The organism is Propionicicella superfundia DSM 22317 (genome assembly GCF_000423465.1).
In the GTDB taxonomy this organism is placed as follows: Bacteria; Actinomycetota; Actinomycetes; order Propionibacteriales; family Propionibacteriaceae; genus Propionicicella; species Propionicicella superfundia.
The window spans coordinates 975836-996734 of the sequence record NZ_KE384020.1; the positions used below are offsets into that span (position 1 = coordinate 975836).

At 71.3% G+C, this 20899-nt stretch carries 21 protein-coding genes; 13 read left to right on the forward strand and 8 right to left on the reverse strand.

Features of this window, described 5'->3' with window-relative positions; all coding sequences use genetic code 11:
- Positions 1-14: 14 nt before the first annotated feature.
- The 3 genes from G555_RS0109645 (at position 15) to G555_RS0109655 (ending at position 3196) form a co-directional block, all read left to right on the forward strand.
- The gene (locus tag G555_RS0109645; RefSeq protein ID WP_028708724.1) at positions 15-1535 is read left to right on the forward strand and encodes a PTS mannitol transporter subunit IIBC; all 1521 of its coding nucleotides are present in this window, start codon (positions 15-17) and stop codon (positions 1533-1535) included.
- Positions 1536-1604: 69 nt separating this feature from the next.
- Entirely contained in the window at positions 1605-2045 is a 441-nt protein-coding gene (locus tag G555_RS0109650) for a PTS mannitol transporter subunit IIA (RefSeq protein WP_028708725.1), read from the forward strand.
- Complete coding sequence (locus tag G555_RS0109655) at positions 2042-3196, forward strand: mannitol-1-phosphate 5-dehydrogenase (protein ID WP_028708726.1); 1155 nt, start codon at positions 2042-2044, stop codon at positions 3194-3196. The genes G555_RS0109650 and G555_RS0109655 overlap by 4 nt, the downstream gene beginning before the upstream one ends.
- A 293-nt stretch (positions 3197-3489) precedes the next feature.
- Here the strand turns inward: G555_RS0109655 and G555_RS0109660 are convergent, their stop codons facing one another.
- Positions 3490-4473, reverse strand: a complete 984-nt coding sequence (locus G555_RS0109660) for a GlxA family transcriptional regulator (protein ID WP_028708727.1) — start codon at positions 4471-4473, stop codon at positions 3490-3492.
- Positions 4474-4558: 85 nt separating this feature from the next.
- On the opposite strand from G555_RS0109660, the gene G555_RS0109665 reads away from it, so the two are divergent.
- Positions 4559-4786: a hypothetical protein gene (locus G555_RS0109665; RefSeq protein ID WP_028708728.1), complete on the forward strand. Its 228-nt coding sequence runs from the start codon at positions 4559-4561 to the stop codon at positions 4784-4786.
- Between the two features lie 186 nt (positions 4787-4972).
- Here G555_RS0109665 and G555_RS0109670 read toward each other — a convergent pair whose 3' ends face one another.
- The 6 genes from G555_RS0109670 to G555_RS0109695 form a co-directional block, all read right to left on the reverse strand.
- Positions 4973-5470 carry a DUF3145 domain-containing protein gene (locus G555_RS0109670; RefSeq protein WP_028708729.1) on the reverse strand — a complete coding sequence of 166 codons (498 nt, stop codon included), beginning with the start codon at positions 5468-5470 and terminating at the stop codon, positions 4973-4975.
- 155 nt (positions 5471-5625) lie between these two features.
- Positions 5626-6321, reverse strand: coding sequence for a YggS family pyridoxal phosphate-dependent enzyme (locus G555_RS19060; RefSeq protein ID WP_084635035.1), 696 nt, complete (start codon positions 6319-6321; stop codon positions 5626-5628).
- A 41-nt stretch (positions 6322-6362) separates the two neighbouring features.
- Positions 6363-7322: a VWA domain-containing protein gene (locus G555_RS0109680; protein WP_028708730.1), complete on the reverse strand. Its 960-nt coding sequence runs from the start codon at positions 7320-7322 to the stop codon at positions 6363-6365.
- Positions 7323-8273, reverse strand: a complete 951-nt coding sequence (locus G555_RS0109685) for a VWA domain-containing protein (protein WP_036921737.1) — start codon at positions 8271-8273, stop codon at positions 7323-7325.
- Positions 8273-9265, reverse strand: a complete 993-nt coding sequence (locus tag G555_RS0109690; RefSeq protein WP_028708732.1) for a DUF58 domain-containing protein — start codon at positions 9263-9265, stop codon at positions 8273-8275. Before G555_RS0109690 ends, G555_RS0109685 begins: the two co-directional genes overlap by 1 nt.
- Before the next feature lie 59 nt (positions 9266-9324).
- Positions 9325-10389 carry an AAA family ATPase gene (locus tag G555_RS0109695; RefSeq protein WP_028708733.1) on the reverse strand — a complete coding sequence of 355 codons (1065 nt, stop codon included), beginning with the start codon at positions 10387-10389 and terminating at the stop codon, positions 9325-9327.
- A gap of 211 nt (positions 10390-10600) precedes the next feature.
- On the opposite strand from G555_RS0109695, the gene G555_RS0109700 reads away from it, so the two are divergent.
- On the forward strand, positions 10601-11506 hold the full coding sequence (locus tag G555_RS0109700) for a hypothetical protein (protein ID WP_084635039.1): 906 nt from the start codon (positions 10601-10603) through the stop codon (positions 11504-11506).
- 1 nt (position 11507) lies between these two features.
- Entirely contained in the window at positions 11508-12317 is an 810-nt protein-coding gene (locus G555_RS0109705) for an HAD hydrolase family protein (protein WP_028708735.1), read from the forward strand.
- On the opposite strand, the gene G555_RS0109710 is transcribed toward G555_RS0109705, so the two are convergent.
- Positions 12292-13602, reverse strand: coding sequence for an MFS transporter (locus tag G555_RS0109710; protein WP_211223213.1), 1311 nt, complete (start codon positions 13600-13602; stop codon positions 12292-12294). The genes G555_RS0109705 and G555_RS0109710 overlap by 26 nt on opposite strands.
- A gap of 115 nt (positions 13603-13717) precedes the next feature.
- Between G555_RS0109710 and lplAB the strand changes: the two genes are divergently transcribed.
- The 7 genes from lplAB (at position 13718) to G555_RS0109745 (ending at position 20894) form a co-directional block, all read left to right on the forward strand.
- A complete protein-coding gene (gene lplAB, locus G555_RS0109715) occupies positions 13718-14767 on the forward strand; it encodes a lipoate-protein ligase LplAB (protein WP_028708737.1) in 1050 nt (349 codons plus the stop codon).
- 231 nt (positions 14768-14998) lie between these two features.
- Entirely contained in the window at positions 14999-15265 is a 267-nt protein-coding gene (locus G555_RS0109720) for an HPr family phosphocarrier protein (protein ID WP_028708738.1), read from the forward strand.
- A 29-nt stretch (positions 15266-15294) separates the two neighbouring features.
- A complete protein-coding gene (locus G555_RS0109725; RefSeq protein ID WP_028708739.1) occupies positions 15295-16977 on the forward strand; it encodes a putative PEP-binding protein in 1683 nt (560 codons plus the stop codon).
- A gap of 128 nt (positions 16978-17105) precedes the next feature.
- Positions 17106-18044 carry a siderophore-interacting protein gene (locus tag G555_RS0109730; RefSeq protein WP_211223214.1) on the forward strand — a complete coding sequence of 313 codons (939 nt, stop codon included), beginning with the start codon at positions 17106-17108 and terminating at the stop codon, positions 18042-18044.
- Complete coding sequence (locus G555_RS0109735) at positions 18041-19054, forward strand: FecCD family ABC transporter permease (protein ID WP_028708741.1); 1014 nt, start codon at positions 18041-18043, stop codon at positions 19052-19054. Before G555_RS0109730 ends, G555_RS0109735 begins: the two co-directional genes overlap by 4 nt.
- The gene (locus tag G555_RS0109740) at positions 19051-20067 is read left to right on the forward strand and encodes a FecCD family ABC transporter permease (RefSeq protein ID WP_051208641.1); all 1017 of its coding nucleotides are present in this window, start codon (positions 19051-19053) and stop codon (positions 20065-20067) included. Before G555_RS0109735 ends, G555_RS0109740 begins: the two co-directional genes overlap by 4 nt.
- Positions 20064-20894 (forward strand): ABC transporter ATP-binding protein, encoded by an 831-nt coding sequence (locus G555_RS0109745; RefSeq protein WP_028708743.1) that lies wholly within the window; start codon positions 20064-20066, stop codon positions 20892-20894. The genes G555_RS0109740 and G555_RS0109745 overlap by 4 nt, the downstream gene beginning before the upstream one ends.
- The last annotated feature ends 5 nt before the right edge of the window (positions 20895-20899 follow it).

A 20899-nucleotide genomic window follows, 5' to 3' on the forward strand; every position in this document is an offset into this window, starting at 1 on the left:
GAGAGGAAAGGACCATGACCGCCACCACTGCCCCGGCACCCGCGGAGGGCGGCGTCCGCGTCGCCATCCAGCGGTTGGGCACCTTCATGTCCGGCATGATCATGCCGAACATCCCCGCGCTCATCGCGTGGGGCATCTTCACCGCGTTCTTCATCGAGGCCGGCTGGACGCCGAACGCCGACCTCGCGACGATCGTCGGCCCGATGATCCACTACCTGCTGCCGATCCTGATCGCCGTCCAGGCGGGCCGCATGGTCTACGACCTTCGCGGCGCCGTCGTCGGCGCCATCGCGACCTTCGGCGTGATCGCAGGCTCCGACTTCCTGATCGCACAGGTCAACGCGACCCTGCCCGCCGACAATCAGCTCGGCCAGATCCACATGTTCATCGGCGCGATGATCATGAGCCCGCTGGCCGCCTGGGCCATGAAGATGCTCGACAAGCTGTGGGCGGGAAAGGTCCGCGCGGGCTTCGAGATGCTCGTCAACATGTTCTCGGCCGGAATCTTCAGCTTCCTCATGGCGGTTCTGGGCTTCTTCGCCCTCGCCCGCGTCGTCAACTGGATCATGGAGATCCTGAGCGCCGGTGTGAACTGGCTGATCTCCACCGGCATGCTGCCGCTGACGAGCATCCTCATCGAGCCCGCCAAGGTGTTCTTCCTCAACAACGCCATCAATCACGGCGTCCTCACCCCGCTCGGCACCGCCCAGGCCGAGCAGACCGGCAAGTCCATCCTGTTCCTGCTGGAGGCGAACCCCGGCCCCGGTCTCGGCATCCTGCTCGCCTTCACCTTCTTCGGTGTGGGCGCGGCCAAGGCCTCGGCCCCCGGCGCCGCGATCATCCAGTTCCTCGGCGGCATCCACGAGGTGTACTTCCCGTACGTCCTGATGAAGCCCGCCCTCCTGCTCGCGGTCATCCCCGGCGGAATGTCCGGGATCGCCACGAACCTCGCATTCCAGTCCGGCCTGCGCGCACCCGCGGCCCCCGGGTCGATCATCGCGGTGATCTTCCAGACCGCGAAGGACAGCTATCTCGGCGTGATCCTGTCCGTCGTCATCTCGTGCGCGGTGACGTTCGCGATCGCCGCCGTCATTCTGCGGGCCTCCCGCCGCCGCGATCTGGAGGCGGGCGCGGAGGAGTTCGCGGAGGCTGTCGCCAAGACCGAGGTCAACAAGGGCGCGGAGTCCACGGCGCTGGCCGGCCTGCTCACCGCCGACACCGCAGCCGTCGCGACGCGGACGGTACGGAGCATCGTGTTCGCCTGCGACGCGGGCATGGGCTCGTCCGCCATGGGCGCCAGCGTGCTGCGGAACAAGATCGCCAAAGCCGGGATCGAAGGCGTGACGGTGACCAACCTGGCCATCGCGAACCTCGATCCGAGCGCCGACCTCGTCGTCACGCAGGCCCAGCTCACCGATCGCGCCCGGAAGCAGGCGCCCGACGCGATCCACATCTCGGTCGACAACTTCATGAACTCGCCCAGGTACGACGAGGTCGTGGAACTCGTCGGCGACCAGGTGGCCGAACGGTCCTGACCCCGCGGCCGGGGCTTGACGGCCCCGGCCCGCGCGGCGGGCCCAGATCTCAGAAAGGCGACTCACGACATGCAAACCAGTGTGCTGGCACCCGAGAGGGTCCGGATCCATCACGGATCGGCGACCCGCGACGAGGCGATGAAGGAGGCCGTGGACCTGCTCGTGGCAGCGGGAGCGGTCACCCCTGCGTATTACGACGCGATGCAGGACCGGGAGCGGACCGTCTCCACCTTCATGGGGAACGAACTGGCCATCCCGCACGGCACCAACGACGCGAAGGACGCCGTCCTCGGCTCCGCGCTGACACTCATCCGCTACGACGGCGGCGTCGACTGGGACGGCCAGCCGGTCACGTTCGTGGTGGGGATCGCGGGCAAGGGCGGAACGCATCTGGAGATCCTGTCCCGGATCGCCGTGCTCTTCTCCGACAGTTCCGACGTGGAGAAGCTGAAGGCCGTGCAGCACCCCGAGGAACTGTTCGCTCTCGTCGTCGCGGCGGGAGTGGCGTGAAAGCCGTCGTCTTCGGCGCCGGCAACATCGGCCGGGGCCTGATCGGGTCGCTGCTCCACCAGGCCGGCTACGAACTCGTCTTCCTCGACGTGTCCGCACCGCTCGTGGACGCGGTCAACGCCGCGCCGGCGTACACGGTCCACGAGATCGGCGAGGCGGGCCGCAACATCGAGGTGACCGGCTTCCGGGCCGTCGACAGCCGTGCGGACCCGGACGCGGCCGTCGCCGAGGTCGCGACCGCGGACCTGGCCGCGACCGCGGTCGGACCCAGCGTCCTGCGGTTCGTCGCCCCCCTGCTCTGTGCGGGCCTGCTGCGGCGCGACCCGGCGCTCCCGCCGCTGCCGGTGATGGCCTGCGAGAACGCCATCAACGCGACCGACCTGCTCCGCGGGGAGGTCGACGCCCTGGAGGAGGCCGACCCGGACGTGCTGGCGTCCCGCGCGGTGTTCGCCAACACCGCGGTCGACAGGATCGTTCCGGAGCAGCCGCGGACGCACGGTGTCGATGTCACCGTCGAGGCGTATGCGGAGTGGACGATCGAGCGGCGCCCCTTCGGGAAGCGCCCACCGGTCATCCCCCTCGCACATTTCGTGGACGACCTGGCCCCGTACATCGAGCGCAAGCTGTTCACGGTCAACACCGGCCACGCGACCGCGGCCTATTTCGGGGCTCGGGCCGGGGCCGCGACGATCGCCGACGCCCTTGCCGACGATCTGGTCGCCGCACGGGTCTCGGCCGTGCTCGCGGAGACGTCGGCGTTGCTCGTCGCCAAGCACGGATTCGCTCCCGCCGAACTCGCCGCGTACCGCTCGGGCATCCTGGGCCGATTCCGACTGCGCGAGCTCACCGATTCCGTCCTCCGGGTGGGGCGGCAGCCGCTGCGCAAGCTCTCCCGCCACGAGCGGTTCGTCGGCCCGGCCGCCGAGGCGGCCGAACGCGGACTGCCCACCGACGCGCTCGTCGCCGCCATCGGCGCCGTGCTGAGCTTCCGCGCCCCGGGCGACCCCCAGGCCGAGGTCCTGGCCGAACGGCTCGTCGCGCTGGACGCCGACGAGTTCACGACGACCGTCACGGGACTGGACGCGGCCCATCCCCTGTACGCGCCCGTGCGCGACACCGTGAACGACCACATGGCCACCTCGCGAGCCTGACCCGTCGTGCGGGTTTCTGCACCGAATGGCTCCGGCCGGAGCGGTCCCGCCACCTGGATGCGAGGTTTCGTACCTAATGCGCGCGCCGGGCGCCGTCAATGGGTACAGAACTCCGCGGTTGGGGCTCGCTCCCGCGGGGAGTGACCTCGTAAGGTACACAACCCCGCAATCCGCTCGCCCTGGCCCGCCGACCACCGCGTCGAGCCCGCGGCGCCCGCCCCTCGTCGCAGGCGTTCGCCGCAGCGGATCCGGGCGACGGCCGACGCCCCGCGGATCCCGCCTTCGGCGGACACTCAGTGCACGGGTTCAAGACCCAGCCCGCCGAACCGCTGCCGGTACACCGTCGGGGTGAGCCCGGTGGCGCGGCGGAAGTGGTCCCGCAGGACGACGGCCGAGCGGAAGCCCACCTGGTCGGCGACCCTCTCGACCGGGAGGTCCCCGCGTTCGAGAAGGCTGCGTGCAGCGAGCACGCGCTGCTGGTTGAGCCAGCGGTGCGGGGTCGTGCCGGTCTCGGCCTGGAAATGGCGGGCGAAGCTCCGCTCGCTCATCGCGGCCCGCTCGGCCAGCGACGCCACGGTGTGGGGACGGTCGAGGGTCGCCAGCGCCCAGTCCAGCACCGGTGCGAGCCCGCCGTCGATCTGGGCGGGCACCGGCCGATCGACGTACTGCTGCTGCCCGCCGTCCCGCACCGGCGGCACGACCATGCGGCGGGCGATGGCATTGGCGACTCCCGCGCCGAGTTCGCGGCGAACCACGTGGAGGCAGGCGTCCACACCCGCGGCCGTTCCTGCGCTGGTGATGATGCTGCCCGTGTCGACATACAGCACCGACGGGTCCACCCGCGCGGACGGATAGCGGCGCTGCAGGTCGTCGGCGTACATCCAATGGGTGGTGCACGCCAACCCGTCGAGGAGGCCTGCCGCGCCGAGGACGAACGACCCGGAGCACACGCTGAGGAGTGTGCTTCCCTCGCGGGGCGCCTCGCGCAGGACGTCCAGCACCTCTCGCGGGTAGGCGTCGTCGGGCAGGGGCGGAGTCGGTGCGACGACGACGAGGTCGCTGCCCCCGACGTCGTCGAGACCATGGCCGGGAACGATCGCCAGCGGAGTCGTCGCCTTTCCGGCCAGGGGCCGACCCGGCTCGACCGCGCACACGCGGAAGTCGAACGGAGGGAGGTCGTCGGCCGTGCGATCGACCCCGAACACCTCCACGACCACGCCGAACTCGAAGACCGCCACCGGTTCGAGAACGATCACGCTCACGCTTCGCAACGCCATGACGCGATTCTACTGGCGTGAATCCTTCCGGAAGTGGCTTTCCTGCCACTGGTGGCCGGAATCCAGCGCTGAAAGGGTTTCAGCCATGAACGGACTGCTCATCTGCCTCGCCCTCGTGGCCCTGCTCGTCCTCGCGTTGCAGCCCGCGCACGAACGCTCCTGGCGCCCCGGGTACGACTCGGTCGTCGACCGCGACCGCGCCCGACAGGCCGACGAGCTCCGCCTGCTGTCCACCTTCGAACCCCCTGCGGCCGACATGCCCGCCGGCAAGCAGCGACCGGCCGAGCGCGAACAGCCACCCGCCGCCGCCTGACCAGACCGATCGCAGGGATCGGGAGCGCCGTCTCGCCCGGGTGCGATCGTCCGGCGTCCGGCAAAGGGCCTCGCGTACACGGCCTGGTCGGCTTCCTACTGGGCGTCCTCGCGTCGCTCTCGGCCGCGTCGTCACCGCCTGACGTGCCGCGTCGGTTCGCGCCGACGCGGCGCACTGCGTCCGGGATCAGACGGCGTCGGTGAGCCACCGCACGGGCGCGCCCTCGCCCGCGTGGCGGAACACCTCCAACTCGTCGTCCCATGCCGTCCCGAGCAGGGCCTGAAGACCGTCGGTCACCTCGGCGCCGGTGAGCGCCGCGGTGGCCACGACGGTCTTCAGCCGCTCCTCGGGGATCACGATGTCTCCGTTGGACGACGTCATCGCCGAGAACATCCCCAGCGACGGGGTGTAGCTGTAGCGCTGCCCGTCGGAACCGGGGCAGGGATCCTCGGTGAGCTCGAAGCGGAGCCGCTGCCAGCCCATCAGGGCGCTCGCCGCCCGCGCCGCGGTGCCGGCCGCACCGCTCCAGGAGTACTCGGCCCGGTAGGTCGCCCGCTGGGCGGGCTGCGCCTTCCACTGCAGGTGCAGGGGCACGCCGAAAGCGGCCGACAGTGCCCAGTCGACATGCGGGCACAGGGCCGACGGTGCGGAATGGACGAACAGAACTCCGCGGGTGGTGCTCATCGTGCCTCCTGGTGTCGAGATGGCCCTTCCCCGACAACCTCACCCACCGGAAGACACGGCCATTGTGCCGCAGGAATCGTCCGCATCCAAGGAGACCGCACATCCGCGCACCGCCGGGAGGCCTCGATGCGCTCCCGGGACGCCCCGGCCGCGGCTCAGACCGGCCGGGCGGCCCTGCTGCCGAAGATCGCCGTGCCGACCCGTACGCAGGTCGCACCGTGGGCGATCGCCTCCTCGAAGTCGCCGCTCATGCCCATCGACAGCTCGTCGTAGCTGCCCGGCAGCCCGTCGGTGCCGCGCAGCCTGTCGCGCAGCGCGGCCGTCTCGGCGAAGTCGCGTGCGGCCCGGTCGCGGGACGCGATCGTCATCAGTCCGCGCACCCGCAGCGCCTCGAAGGGGTGCAGCGCGGCGGCGAAGCCCGGGACCTCGGCCGGAGGAAGGCCGAACTTCGAGTTCTCACCCGACGAGTTCACCTCGATCAGCACGTCGAGCGTCCGTCCGGCCGCTGCGAAGCGCCGGTCGAGCTCGGTGGCCAGCGCCAGTGAGTCGAGCGCCTGGAACTCGGCGGCGAACTCCGGCAGGTACTTGGCCTTGTTCGTCTGCAGGTGACCGATGATCGCCCACGACAGTCCGGGGACGTCGGCGAGCTCGCGCGCCTTGCGGCGCGCCTCCTGCACCATGTTCTCCCCGAACCGGTCACAGCCCGCCGCCGCTGCGGCTCGGACCAGCTCGGACGGCTTGGTCTTCGACACCGGCAGCAGACGGACGTCGGCGGGATCGCGATCCGCGGCGCGGCAGGCGGCGGCGATGCGATCACGGACGGCGGTCAGGCGGGAGGCGATGTCGTTCACCCTGCCAGCCTGTCACAACGCACGTGACCGGGTGCGCCGGTTCACGGCCAGCGAGCCGCCAGCGAGATCATCGCCAGTGCGGCGAGCAGGCCGAGACCGGCCGCGACGCCGACGAACATCCACGTGATCTCGACGTTCACCTTCTCGGTGCCGACCGACTGCGCGATCGTCTTGTACACCTGTTCGAGTTCCTGCGGCGTCGCCGCGGAGAACTTCTGCCCACCGGACGCACGGGCGATCTTGTCCAACTCGGAGTGGTTCACCGGCACGGGCTGGCGGACCCCGCCGTCCATGACGTAACCGCCCTGGGTGCCGTAGGCGATGGTGTAGACGGGAACGTTCTGCTCCTTCGCAGCCTTCGCCGCCTCGATCGCGTCCCGGCCGATGGTCCGCTGCCCGTCGCTCAGCAGCACGATGGCGGCCGGAACCGGCTCGTCGGGGTTGTCGGGATCGGCAGGCGCCAGGCTCAGTGACTCCAGCGCCGTGTAGATGGCGTCGCCCGTGGCGGTCGCCGGGGCCACCTCGAGCGCTTCGATCGCGTTCTTCATCGCCGCCCGGTCCGTCGACGGCGGCACGACGAGGTTCGCCGTCCCGGCGAAGGAGACGAGCGCCAGGTTGAACCGCTCCGGGACCATGTCCACGAACTCGACCGCCCCCTGTTTCGCCGCGGTGATGCGATCCGGGCTCACGTCGGTCGCCATCATCGAGCGGGACACGTCCAACGCCACCACGACCGTCGCCCGGTCGCGGGGAACGTCGATCTGGCTCATCGGCATCGCCCAGGCCCCGTTGATGGACACCAGGGACAGCACCGCCGCTCCCACGGCGAGGTGCCGCTTCCACGCCGCCTGCTGCGGCAGCATCCGCTCCAGCGGGCTCTTGTCGCGCCGCGGCCCGACCCGGCGCGACACCACGAACGCCAGGTACACCGCGACGAGCACGGGCACGAGAAGCAGCCCCCACAGTCGTGCGGGCGCCATGAACTCCAGCAGCGGGACCATCTACAGTTTCCTCGCTCCCAGCAGAACGGCACCGACCGCGGCGAGCGCTGCGGCGATGAACCCGTAGAACGCCCAGGTGGCCGTCGTCTCCTTCTTCTGGTCCTCGTAGCCGACCTCGGAACGCGCCTGCTTGTAGACGTCCTTCAGGGACCCCAGCGAGTCGGCGGAGTACGCCTCGCCGCCCGTCGCCGCGGCCACCTGCTTCAACATCTCGGTGTCGGGCGGCACCGCCTCGCGCGCGCCGTCGATGTCGACATAGCCGTTGGCCGTGCCGTAGGCGATCGTGACGATCGGGACCTCGCGCTGCTTGGCCGCCTCGGCGGCGGTGAGGGGATCGGTGCCGGTCGTGTTCTGCCCGTCGGACAGGAGGACGATCGCGCCGGGCGCCTGCGTCCCGTCGTCGCCCTTCGGCGCCATGTCCAGCGCCTTCAACGCCACGGTGATCGCGTCGCCCACCGCGGTCGAGTCCTTCAAGGTCAGTGCCTGCAGGACGCGTTCCACCGCACCGCGGTCGGTGGTCGGCGCGGCCACGATCTGCGGGTCGCCGGACAGCGCCACGACCGCGACGTTGTAGCCGCTGGGGAGGCTCTGCACGAACTCGACGGCCGACTCCTTGGCGGCGTCCAGCCGGTTCGGCTTCACGTCGATGGCCTGCATCGACTGCGAGACGTCCATCACGAGGACGATCGTCGCCCGCTCGCGGGGCACGCGCTCGATCCCCTGCGGCCGGGCGAAGGCGCCGACGAGGAACGTGAGGCTGATCAGCGACAGGCCGACCGCCACGTGACGCACCCACTGCGACTGCTTCGGCACGACCGCGCCGAGCACCCCGGTGTTCGTGAACCGCATCCCCCGCTTGCTGCGCATCCGGGAGAACCAGATGTACAGGCCGAGCAGGATCGGAACGAGGATCCAGAACCCCAGCACCCACGGGGTCTCGAACTGCGGCATCAACGACTCACTCCCTGCGGCGGCGCGTGCAGCATGCTGGCGACCCGACGGTAGGCCAGCACGAAGCGCGCGATGTCCTGCACCCAGTCTCTGTCGGTACGCAAGACGATGTGCCCGACGTTGGCCCGCTGCAGGGAGATCCGGATGCGCTCGCGCTGCGCGGCGCTCGCCGCGTCCATGCGCGCGCGGGCCGCCGCGTCGCCGGTGTTCACATAGCGGGCGAACTGCGTCTCGGGGTCGCGGATGTAGATGTCGCCGACGTCGGGGAACTCGATCTCGTGCCGGTCGACCACCTGGATGGCGATGACCTGGTTGCGGACCGACAGGCGGCGCAGCGGGCGCTCGAACGGAGGCGGAACGTTCGGATCCAGTTCGAAGTCGCCCGGGGTGAGGAAATCGGACACCACGACGCGCAGCCCGCGGCGCCGCTGCATCCGCGTCAACTGCTCGATGCCCTGCGGCAGGTCGATCGGACCCGGCGCCTGGTCGTGCACGATCGGTTCGGTCAGCATCTTGCGAAGCAACCCGTAGAGCGCGGTGCGGCCGGAGCGGGCGGGGATGCGCTTCAACTGCTCGGGGCGCATCACGACCCCGCCGAACCGGTCACCCATCCGCTGGCTGAGGAAGCCCACCGTCGCGATCGCCGCGATGCCGAGATCCCGCTTCGTGACGCCGCCGGTCCCCCAGTTCATCGACGGCGTGACGTCGAGCAGCGCCCACGCCTCCAGTTCCCGGTCGGCCAGGGTGTCGCGGACGTGCGGAGTACCGGTGCGCGCAGTGACGGGCCAGTCGATCTTGCGGACGTCGTCCTGCCCGGGAACGTACTCACGGGCATCGTTGGTCTCGGACCCCGGCCCGGGCAGCAGCCCGAGGTGGTCCCCCTGCAGGAACCCCTCCAGCCGGCGGACGACGGTGAGCTCGAGCCGGCGCAGCGCCGCCTCGGGCGCGAGCTGGGACAGCGGAAGAGTCGGGGCGGTCGGCTCGCGCAGCACCGACTCGAGCGCCGAGAATCCCTCGGCACCCGCGGCGACCGGTTTGGTGGAGGCCACGGTCACCGATTGTCGAATTCCGGCTGATGGCGGTGCTGCTGATGTGCCTGCTGGCGCTGCTGGGCGTTCCACACCGGAGTCGGCGGCGGAACCATCGCGAGGATGCGCTCCACGACCTGGGTGGGCTCGACGTTGTCGGCGACGGCGTCGAAGCCGAGCACCAGGCGATGCGACATCACGTCTCGCGCGACGGCCTGCACATCGGTCGGCAGCACGTAGTCACGACCGTGGATGAGCGCAAGCGCACGGGAGGCCGCCACCAGACCGAGGGTCGCGCGCGGCGAGCAGCCGATCTGGATGACCGACTCGAGATCGGGCATCCCGAACTCGGCGGGCGTCCGGGTCGCGAGCACCAGGCGGACGATGTATTCGGCCACGAGGTTGTGCACGAAGACGTTCGATGCCTGGTCCTGCAGACGGAGGACGATCTCGGGGTTGAGCACCGGCTGCGGCTCGGGGGGTTGCACCGACATCCGGCGCAGGATCTCGAACTCCTCGTTGCCGCGCGGGTACGGGACGTCGACCTTCAGCAGGAACCGGTCGCGCTGCGCCTCGGGCAGCGGGTACACGCCCTCGGACTCCACGGGGTTCTGCGTCGCGATGACGATGAACGGCTTCGGCGCCGGATAGGTCTGGCCCCCGATCGAGACCTGCTTCTCGGCCATCAGCTCGAGCATCGCCGACTGCACCTTCGCCGGGGCGCGGTTGATCTCGTCGGCGAGGACGAAGTTCACGAACACGGGCCCGAGCGCGATGTCGAACTTCTCCTGCGACGCCGAATAGATGCGCGTGCCGACGATGTCGGAGGGCACGAGGTCGGGCGTGAACTGGACGCGGGCGAAGTCGCCTCCCACAACCGTGGCGAAGCTGCGGACCGCCAGGGTCTTGGCGACACCCGGCACACCCTCCAGCAGGCAGTGCCCCTTCGCGAGGAGCGAGACCATGAGCTGCTCGACCATGTGTTCCTGGCCGACGATGACGCGCTGTACCTGCGCGATCGCCTCGCCGAGGATCCGGGCCGCGTGAGCCGTGGCGCTCTTCGGGTCGGTCTGGATGGGAGTAGTCACTCGGTCTCCTGTGTGTGCACGGGTCTCCGGACGGCGCGGACGTCCTCGCCAACGATACCCGGTGGCCACGGGCGCCCGGGAAGGCCGTATCACGGTGCCCCTGCCGGGTCGGGCACAATGGGGAAGCGGAACATGCCGCCGGAGGGTCCGGCGCGCGGAAGCGGGAGCCATGACGACACCACCACCGGGACACGGACCATATCCGTCCGGGATGATGTCGACACCCCTCCTGCCCGAGGATCCACCGAAGATCGGCGACTTCTGGCTCGATGCGCGCCTGCTGTCGGCCCCGGCCGGTGTCACCTACCTCGCCCACGGCGACGGCGTCGACGTCCTGCTGATCCTGCTCTCGGCCGGCGCGGCCGAGGATGCCGCCGCGCGCGACCGGCTCGCCGGCATCGTCAACGAGCTCGACATCGACACGGTCGTGGCCCGGGGCGGCCACGGACAGGACGAGGGACGCCTCGGAGGGAAGTTCCGCAGCGAAGAGGACGACCCGGTCGAACCCGACGACCAGGAGCTGGCACCGTGGGTCGCGATCGCCAACGACCACTCGCCGGCCGCCGCGGCCGAGGCACAGCGCATCCTCTCCGAGGTCGCCCTCGCGACGCTGCCGCCCAAGGGAACCCCGTCCGGACCGGATTACAGACTGCACTGGGTCGACGACACCCGGCCGGGGATGGCGCGGCTGTGGCCGTTGCCCTGGCCCGGAAAGCACGAGCGGGCGGGGTGGGTCTCGATCCTCGTCTCGTGGCTGATCATGCTCCTGATCGCCGCCCTCGCGGTCCTCATCGCGATCCTCATCTTCCAGAACAACAACGCCGGTTCGCCCCCGCCCCCGGTGCCGACCAGCGGCGGATCGCCGAACAGCGGATCCGGGTCCCCCGAGTCGCCCCAGAGCGCCTCCGGCTCCCCGTCCGGGTCCCCCACCGAATCGGGCAGCGCCTCCGGCTCCCCGTCCGGCTCGCCGTCGGGGTCCGGCACGCCGTCGGAGTCCCCCGGCGACATCCCGAGCCACACGAAGACGCCCACGTTCATCTCCCCCACGGGCGGCACCGCCAGCGGCGGGGGCTCGTCGGAGTCGCCCAACCGGCGCCTGATCATCAGGTGGCCGTGACATGGCCGCCGTGCGCCGGCCGCGACTGATCGCCTCGGATCTCGACGGCACCTTCCTCAGCCCGGACGGCACGGTCTCCGAGGACAACACCGCCGCCGTCGCACGCGCCGCCGAACTGGGAGTGCCGTTCGTTTTCGCCACCGGACGACCGAGCCGCTGGCTGTCGTGCCTGGACGACCTGTCCCTGGCCCATCCGCTCGTCGTCGTCAGCAACGGCGCGGCGGTGTGCGACCTGGCCACCGGCGCCTTGTCGCAGGTGCAGTCGATCGTCCCCGATGTCGTCGTGGACGTCACGTCCAGGATCCGCGGTGCCGCGCCGGACGTCGTCTTCGGCCTGGAGTTCCCGGCCGGTTTCGCGTGCGAACCGGCCCTCCCCCGCGACGAACGGGTGTTCTTCGCCGCCGGAGAGATCACGGACCTGGTCCGACGCGGAGAGGTGATGAAGGTTCTCGTCTTCAGCGACGACCTGTCCTCGGAGGAGATGCACACCCGGCTCGCACCCGTGATCGGCGCCGACCTCGAGGCGACGTACTCGGCCAAGGCGACCTACGGACTGCTGGAGCTGATGGCGCCCGGCGTCTCGAAGGCGACGTCGCTGGCCACACTGTGCCGCGACATGGGGATCGACGCCGCCGAGGTCGCCGCCTTCGGGGACATGCCGAACGACGTCGAGATGCTCGACTGGGCGGGTATGCCCTACCGGATGTCCGAGGGCCACCCGCGGGTCGCCGCACGGGGGTACCCCGTCGCCGGCTCGAACGCCGATTCGGGCGTCGGCCGCACGGTCATGCGCCTGCTGAGCCTTCCCTGAGCTCGGTCCCCGCGGTGAAGGACGCCGGGCGCGCGTAGCGCCAGAACGCCGGAAGGGCCAGCGCCGCGATCGTGACGAACACTACGACGAGCACGCCGCCGATCGTCGTCGCGCCCGGGGCGCCGACCAGTGCCGCACCGTACCCGTGAAGGGTGTCGGCGATCCGGGGCCCGCCGACGACCACGACGATGAACACCCCCTGCAGCCGGCCCCGCACCGCGTCGTCGGCGGCCGACAGCAGCATCGCCTGGCGGAACGAGGCCGAGACCATGTCGGCGGCCCCGCCGATCGCCAGCGCGACGGCGACGGCGATCAGCATCGGCAGCCAGGCGGACGGCGCGAACCAGGATGCGACGCCTGCGAGGGCCATCGCGACGCCCCAGACGACGACCGCCAGCACGACCGCCCGTCCCTGCCGCACGACGCGCGACACCGAGCCGGAGAAGATGCCTCCCAGCACCGCGCCGACGGGGATCGCCGCGCTGAGCAGGCCGAACACCAGTCCGCCCTCCTCAGGGCCACCGAACTGGACGTGGGCGATCTCGGGGAACAGCGCGCGGGGCATGCCGAAGATCATGGCGATGAGGTCCACCAGGAAGCTCATGAGAAGGATCGGCTGGAAGCGGACATAGGCCAGCCCGTCCACCACGGCACGCAGGCCCGGGCTGCCGACACGCTCGGTCACCGGCAGCGGTGGCAGGACGATCACGGCCCACAGCGTCGCCGTGAGGCTGACCGCGTCCAGGAAGTACAGCCACGTGAACCCGAACACGGGGATGAGCGCCCCGCCGACGAGCGGGCCGGCGATCGCCCCCGCCATCGTCACCGTCATGTTGAGGGCGTTCGCCGCCGGCAGCAGCGCCGCAGGCAGCAGTCGCGGCAGGATCGCCGTCCGCGTCGGCTGGTTCACGGCGAAGAACGCCTGCTGCACGGCGAACACCGACAACAGGACCCACACGTCGCCGACCCCCAGCAGCGCCAGCAGCCAGAACGCCACACTCGTGGCGATAAGCCCCAGCGTCGTGATGACGAGCAGCAGGCGCCGGTCGAAGTGGTCGGCCAGCGCGCCGCCCCACAGCCCGAACGCGATGAGCGGCACGAGCCCGAAGATGCCGGTCAGCCCGACGTACGCCGAGCTCTGGGTGATCGCGAAGATCTGCGCCGGCACCGCGACGACGGTGAGCTGAGCCCCGATGACGGTCACGATGTTGGCCGTCCACAACCGCCGGAAGGCGGGGGTTCGCAGGGGTCGGGTGTCCGCCAGCCAGCGGCGCAGGTCTGCCACGGCCCCGTACTCTAGTCCGCGGCGAGACGGGCTCGGTCGCGTGGCGCGACCAGTTGCCGTCCCAGGGCCGGGTTCGCGAGCCACGGGGTGTGGACGGCGCGCCATAATCGGACCCATGCATGGTGAATACAAGGTGCCCGGAGGCAAGCTCGTCGCAGTGGACCTCGATGTCGCGGACGGCCTGCTGACCGACGTCTCGGTGTCCGGAGACTTCTTCCTCGAACCCGACGACGCCCTCACAGCCATCAATCAGGCGCTCACCGAGCTGCCGTCGGACACTCCCAAATCGGAGCTCGTGACCGTCCTGGACGGGGCGCTCCCGACCGGGGCGGCGCTCATCGGATTCACCAGCGACGGCGTCGCCAGCGCGGTGCGGCGGGCGCTCGGCCACGCGACCAGTTGGTCGGACCAGCACTTCGAGGTGCTGCCCACCCGCACGATGGACCCCAAGATGCACGTGGCGCTGGATCAGGTGCTCGCCGAGGAGATGGCCGCCGGGCGCCGCGGGCCGACGTTCCGGTTCTGGGACTGGGACTCCCCGCTCGTCGTCATCGGGTCCTACCAGAGCTACCGCAACGAGATCGACCCCGACGGGGCCGCCCGACACGGCATCGAGGTCGTCCGGCGCGTGTCCGGCGGCGGGGCGATGTTCATGGAGCCCGGCAACTGCATCACGTTCTCCCTCGTCGTGCCGAGCACTCTCGTGGACGGCCTGAGCTACGTCGAGTCGTACGAGTTCCTCGACCAGTGGCTGCTCGGGGCCCTGGGCAAGGTCGGGGTCGAGGCGTTCTACGTCCCGATCAACGACGTCGCGTCGAAGGCCGGAAAGATCGCCGGCGCGGCGCAGAAGCGGTTCGCCAACGGCTCGGTCGTCCATCACGTCACCATGGCCTACGACATGGACTCCGCGAAGATGCTGGAGGTGCTGCGCATCGGCCGGGAGAAGCTGTCCGACAAGGGGACGAAGTCGGCCAACAAGCGGGTCGACCCGATGCGCTCCCAGACCGGACTCCCGCGGGCGGCGATCATGGATCGCTTCACGGAGCACTTCGTGAGCCTGTACACGACGGTCGAGGCCGACTACACCGAGGCCGAGCTCGCCCGCGCCCGCGAACTCGTGGAGACGAAGTTCGCCACCCCCGAGTGGGTCCACCGGGTGCCCTGAGACACGCGCCGGGCCCTCCACGTTCCCCGGTGCTTCCGGGACAAAGACCCGCCCAGGTCCGCGTGCCCGTCTCCATCCGTTCGCCTCGGATCCCCTTACCCATGGTGGGATACGCCCCTGCGCCGCTAGCCTGAGCTTCTACAACCCACCCACGGTGCGCGGCTGTGACGAAGAAGCGCATGCGGCACCGATGGCCAGGGCTCGCCCCAGGGACATCCGAAAGGAACGAAGATGTTTTCCAAGACTGTGAGGGTCGGCTCCACGACCGGTCTGCATGTCCGCCCCGCGACGCTCATCTCCGAGGCTGCCGGACGATTCGAGGAGGAGATCACCGTCGCGCTGGTCGGGGAGGAGGACGACGGCGTCGTCGCCACGTCCAGCCTGATGCTGATGACCCTCGGCGCCGAGGCGGGGGACGAGATCCTCGTCTCCTCCGAGGACGAGGCCGCCGTCGAGGCGATCGCCGCCCTGGTCGAGACCGACCTCGACCCGCAGTAGCCCACCCGTTCCCGAGTAAGGAGACCGACATGACACAGCTCACGGGAACCGGCGTCGTCGCCGGTGTCGCCTACGCCCCCGCCCGCTGGGCGGCGGCCCGTCCCGAGATCAAGGCGTCCGCCTTCGCACCCGTTCCCGAGGCGAACCGGGCCGCCGAGCTCGAACGCTTCGAGGCGGCCGTCGCGGCGGTCGAGCAGGGCTATCTGGAGCGCGCGCAACGAGTCGCCGAACCCGACACCAAGAAGGTGCTGGAGGCCACCGCCGGTCTGGTCAAGGACCGCGGACTGATGCGCATGGCGCGCAAGGAGATCGCCGCCGGCACCGCCGCCGAGGGGGCCATGATCGACTCGATCGACAGCTTCATCCAGACCATGCAGAAACTGGGCGGGCTCATGGCCGAGCGCGCCACGGACCTGCGCGACATCCGCGACCGGGTCGTCGGCGTCCTCATGGACCTGCCCGAGTTCGGGATCCCCGAGAGCGACACCCCGATCGTCCTGCTGACGACCGATCTCTCCCCGGCCGACGCGGCCATGCTCGACCCGGCCACCGTTCAGGCCCTCGTGTTGTCCGAAGGCGGGCCCACGAGCCACACCAGCATCGTGGCGCGGCAGCGCGGCATCCCGTGCGTCGTCGCCGTGCCGGGGTTGGCGACCATCTCCGAGGACGAGGTCGTCCTCGTCGACGGTGGACGGGGCACGGTCAGCACCGAGGCCGACCCGTCATCGGTCGAGCGCCTCATCGCCGAGGACAGGACCCGCCGCGACGCGGTCCGCACGTGGCAAGGCCCCGGCCGGACCGCCGACGGGTACCAGGTGGCACTGCTCGCGAACGTCCAGAGCGTGGCGACCGCGCAGGAGGCCGCGCAGACCCAGGCCGAGGGCGTCGGTCTGTTCCGGACGGAGCTGGCGTTCTCCGAGACGGCGACCGAGCCGAGCGTCACGGACCAGGCGAAGCTCTACGCCGGCGTGTTCGCGGCGTTCCCCGAGGGCAAGGTCGTCGTCCGGACGCTCGACGCCGGGTCCGACAAGCCGGTCCCCTTCGTGCTCCACGAGAAGGAGGACAACCCCTCGCTCGGGGTCCGCGGGATCCGGCTGCAGAGTCTCAAGCCCGAGGGGATGCTCGACCGGCAGCTCGACGCCATCGCCCAGGGCCGCAAGGACTCCGGGGCCGAGGGCCGCGCCTGGGTCATGGCGCCGATGATCGCGACGGTGGACGAGGCCCGGGAGTTCGCCGCCAAGGTGCGCAGCAGGGGCATGATCCCCGGCATCATGGTGGAGGTTCCTGCCGTCTGCGTCCTCGCCGACGAGTTCATCGCCGAGGTCGAGTTCATGTCGGTCGGGACGAACGACCTCACCCAGTACACGATGGCGGCCGATCGGCTGTCACCCTCGCTGGTATCCCTCAACGACCCCTGGCAGCCCGCGGTGCTGCGGATGCTGTCGCTCGCAGCGACCGCCTGCACGAAGACGCGCAAGACGATCGGCGTCTGCGGCGAGGCGGCCTCCGACCCGCTGCTCGGCTGCGTCCTCGTCGGTCTCGGCATCAGCTACCTGTCGATGGCCGACAAGGCCATCCCCGGGGTCGGCAGCATGCTGGGCTCGGTCACGCTGGCCCAATGCCAGGCTGCGGCGCAGGCCGCGCTCGCCGCCACCGATCCGCAGGGGGCCCGGCACGCGGCCGAGTCGATCCTCCGCGGCGACCGCGACTGACCGCGGGGGCGGGGCCGGGGCGTCGTCGTCCCGGTCCCGCCCTCGTGCGGGCCCCTGGCCGTCCCATGCGGGCCGCGTCCGGGTTGAGCGTCGGAATAAGGCAAGGCTAACCTTGTCGAATGTCGTCCGTGCCCAGGCTCTCCGCGCCCCGCCCCGCGTACCGTCCGTACGCGGTCCGCGTCGCCGCCACCCGCAGGCTCGGCCGGCATTTCGTCCGCGTGTCCCTGACGGGCGCCGACCTCGCCCACTTCGGGGGCGCCGGGCTGGACCAGCGCGTCAAGCTCATCCTCCCCCTCCCCGACGGGACGCTCGCCGACGTCGGGCAGGCCGATGCGGCCGTCATCGACGCCGGCACCTGGTACGAACGGTGGCGCGCGTTGCCCTCCGGACGCCGACCGCCCATGCGCACCTACACGGTTCGCCGGATCGACCCGCACGCCCGCCTGCTGGACATCGACATCGTCGTCCACGGCGACACCGGACCCGGCAGCACCTGGGCCGCGAACGCCTCTCCGGGCCACGACGTCGTTGTGGTGGGTCCCGACGAACGCAGCCCCGACTCGCGCATCGGCCTCGACTGGCGGCCCGGCACCGCCCGGCGGGTCCTGCTGGCCGGCGATGAGACGGCGGCGCCCGCGATCTGCGCGATCGTCGAGAGTCTGGCTCCGGGGATCGCCGCCGACGCGTTCATCGAAGTCCCCGACGAGGCCGACGCCCAGCCGCTGCGCACCACCGGCGACGTCCGCGTCAACTGGCTGGGGCGCGGGGACGCGCCCCACGGAGCGCCCCTACGGCACGCCGTCACCGACTGGGCGACCCACGCCGGGGACGTCCTGGGTGCCGCCGCGACGACGCGGCACCAGCCCCTCACCGACATCGACGTCGATCGCGACCTGCTCTGGGACAGTCCCGGCGACGCCGACGGTGAGTTCTACGCATGGATCGCCGGTGAGTCCGCCACGGTGAAGGCGCTCCGCGCCCTGCTCGTCGGCGGTCACGGTGTCGACCGGGCGAAGGTCGCGTTCATGGGCTACTGGCGGCTCGGCCGGGCCGAACGGACCGGATGAGCCCCGGCACCCGCGCCGCCCGCGGCATCGTCGTCCTCGGCGCCGGACTGCTGACCCTGACGGTCGCCGCCCTGCTCAGCGTCATGGTGGGCACACGCCCGATCGATCCCGGGATCGTCCTCGACGCCCTGCTGCACGCCGACCCGCAGAATCCCGATCACCTCGTCGTCCTGACGCAGCGGATCCCCCGCACCGTCATCGGCGTGCTGGCCGGGACGGCCCTGGCCGCGGCCGGCGGCATGATGCAGGGACTGACACGGAACCCCCTCGCCGACCCGGGCCTGCTGGGGGTGAACGCCGGAGCGTCCTTCGCCGTGCTCACGGCCATCACCGTGCTGGGGCTGACACAGCCGAGCGCCTTCGTGTGGTTCGCATTTCTCGGTGCCGCGCTGGCGGCCGTCGCGGTGTACGCCATCGGGTCCGCCGGGCGCGACGGGGCCACTCCGGCGAAACTCGCCCTCACCGGCGCCGCCGTCACGGCAGGGCTCACCTCGCTGTCGATGCTCGTCCTCACGACGAACACGACCGCCCTCAACACGTACCGGTTCTGGTCGGTGGGCTCCCTCACCGGGCGAGGCCTGTCGGAGGCGTGGTTCGTCGCCCCCGTCATCGGCGCGGGCCTGGTCCTCGCTCTGATCACCGCGGCGGGGCTGAACCTGCTGGCCCTCGGGGACGACACGGCCCGCGGGCTCGGGCACAGCGTGCGCCGGACACGGACGCTCGCGATGATCGCCATCGTCCTGCTGTGCGGCTCCGCGACCGCCATCGCGGGCCCGCTGGTCTTCGTCGGGCTCGTGGTCCCGCACGTCGCGCGGGCGCTCGTCGGGACGGACTACCGGTGGATCGTCGCCGCGGGGATCCCTCTCGGCGGCGTGCTGCTCGTCGGCGCGGACGTCCTGGGCCGGGTGGTCGCGGCCCCCGCAGAACTCGAGGCCGGGCTCATCGTCGCCTTCCTGGGAGCGCCCGCCCTCATGTCCCTCGTCCTCCGCCGCAGGCCGGTGTCCCTGTGAGCGCCCTCGTGGCGATCCGGAGCCGGACCCGGGCGCGCGCCGCCGTGACCGCCGTCGCCCTGGCCGTCCTCCTCGCCGGCGCGATCCTCCTCGGACTGCTCCTCGGCGACTACCGCCTCACCGCGGACGAGGCACTCCGTGCCCTCCTCGGCATCGGCTCCCGCGTCGACGTGTACATCGTCACGCAGGTGCGTCTCCCCCGCGTCGCACTGGCCGTCCTCTGCGGCGCCGCGCTGGGGCTGTCCGGCTCCCTGTTCCAGTCGATGCTGGCGAACCCCCTCGCCAGCCCCGACCTGCTCGGCATCAGCGGCGGCGCCGGCGTCGCGGCGGTCTGGGCGACCGTCGTCATGGGGTACACCGGGGCGGCTGTCGCCGGGGCGGCCTTCGTCGGCGGCATGACCGTCGCGGCGATCCTCCTCGGCGTGTCCAGGCGGCTGTCGGACGGCGGCTACCGGCTCGTCCTGGCCGGTGTCGGCATCGCCTACCTGTGCTCGGCGCTGGTCGGCTATCTGCTGAAACGGGCGCAGCTCAACGACGCCCAGTCGGCGATCGTGTGGATCACCGGCAGCCTCGGAGCGACGTCGTGGATGCCGGTCGGGATCGTGGGCCTGGCGCTGGCGGTGTGCCTGCCCGGCCTCATCGGCGCCGCCCGGAGCCTTCCGATCCTCGCGCTCGGCGACCCGGTCGCCCGCGGGCTCGGCCTCGCCCCGGCGACGGCCCGCATCGCGATCGTCGTCACCGCCGTCCTTCTCGCCACCGCGACGACCGCCCAGATCGGCCCGGTCGGATTCGTCGCCCTGTGCGCGCCGCCGATCGCCCGCGCGCTCGTCGGCCACGGATCCGCCGCGCTCGCCGCCGCGGGCCTCGCGGGTGCGCTGATCCTGCTCACCGCCGACCTGGCCGGTCAGTACGCGCTGCCCGGGCTCAGCGTCCCGGTCGGCGTCGTCACCGGAGCGGTCGGCGCGCCCTATCTGCTCTGGCTGCTCGCCACGTCGAAGGGACGCCGCGCATGACCCATCGAAGCGCACCGACGACCCCGTCGCTGCGGGCCCGCACGCTCGGCGCCGGCTACCCGGACAGGACGGTCCTCGACGGACTGGAGCTCACCGTCTCCCCGGGCCGGGTCTCCGTGCTCATCGGCGCCAACGCCAGCGGGAAGTCGACCCTCCTGTCCACGCTCGCGCGACTCATCCCCCCGCTCGCCGGCACGGTCGAGCTCGACGGCACCGACATCCACGCGATCCCCCGGCGGACGCTGGCCCGCACCCTCGGCATCCTTCCCCAGCACCCGGTGGCACCCGACGGCCTCACGGTCGCCGAACTCGTGGCGCGAGGCCGCTACCCGCACCGGGGGCTGTTCGGCCGCTGGACGGCGGCCGATACCGCGGCCGTCGACGAGGCGCTGGCCGCCACCGGCACGGCACCGCTCGCCGAGCGCCGGATCGGCGCACTGTCCGGCGGGCAGCGGCAGCGCGCCTGGATCGCCATGGTGCTCGCGCAGGATCCGCGGATCCTCCTGCTCGACGAACCGACCACGTTCCTGGACCTCAGTCACCAACTGGAGGTGCTCGACCTGCTCGTCCGGCTCAATCGCGAGCGCGGCACGACCGTCGTGGTGGTCCTCCACGACCTCAACCTGGCTGCGCGGTACGCGGACGAACTCGTGGTCATGAGCCGCGGCGCCGTCATCGCGCAGGGACGCCCTGCCGACGTCCTCACCCCGTCCGTCGTGTCCGAGGCCTTCGGCCTCGAGGCCCTCATCATTCCCGACCCGCTCACCACGACTCCCCTCGTCGTGCCCGTCCCGGGCGGCGTACGCGCCTCCGCGGACGAGACATGACCCGA

Coding starts and splice junctions, on each gene's coding strand:
- G555_RS0109700 (WP_084635039.1), top strand. CDS start 10,601: ATGATGTCGACACCCCTCCTGCCCGAGGATCCACCGAAGATCGGCGAC.
- G555_RS0109745 (WP_028708743.1), top strand. CDS start 20,064: ATGACCCATCGAAGCGCACCGACGACCCCGTCGCTGCGGGCCCGCACG.
- G555_RS0109680 (WP_028708730.1), bottom strand. CDS start 7,322: ATGGTCCCGCTGCTGGAGTTCATGGCGCCCGCACGACTGTGGGGGCTG.
- G555_RS0109725 (WP_028708739.1), top strand. CDS start 15,295: ATGACACAGCTCACGGGAACCGGCGTCGTCGCCGGTGTCGCCTACGCC.
- G555_RS0109705 (WP_028708735.1), top strand. CDS start 11,508: ATGGCCGCCGTGCGCCGGCCGCGACTGATCGCCTCGGATCTCGACGGC.
- G555_RS0109645 (WP_028708724.1), top strand. CDS start 15: ATGACCGCCACCACTGCCCCGGCACCCGCGGAGGGCGGCGTCCGCGTC.
- G555_RS0109720 (WP_028708738.1), top strand. CDS start 14,999: ATGTTTTCCAAGACTGTGAGGGTCGGCTCCACGACCGGTCTGCATGTC.
- G555_RS0109670 (WP_028708729.1), bottom strand. CDS start 5,470: ATGAGCACCACCCGCGGAGTTCTGTTCGTCCATTCCGCACCGTCGGCC.
- G555_RS0109665 (WP_028708728.1), top strand. CDS start 4,559: ATGAACGGACTGCTCATCTGCCTCGCCCTCGTGGCCCTGCTCGTCCTC.
- G555_RS0109735 (WP_028708741.1), top strand. CDS start 18,041: ATGAGCCCCGGCACCCGCGCCGCCCGCGGCATCGTCGTCCTCGGCGCC.
- G555_RS0109660 (WP_028708727.1), bottom strand. CDS start 4,473: ATGGCGTTGCGAAGCGTGAGCGTGATCGTTCTCGAACCGGTGGCGGTC.
- lplAB (WP_028708737.1), top strand. CDS start 13,718: ATGCATGGTGAATACAAGGTGCCCGGAGGCAAGCTCGTCGCAGTGGAC.
- G555_RS0109650 (WP_028708725.1), top strand. CDS start 1,605: ATGCAAACCAGTGTGCTGGCACCCGAGAGGGTCCGGATCCATCACGGA.
- G555_RS0109685 (WP_036921737.1), bottom strand. CDS start 8,273: ATGCCGCAGTTCGAGACCCCGTGGGTGCTGGGGTTCTGGATCCTCGTT.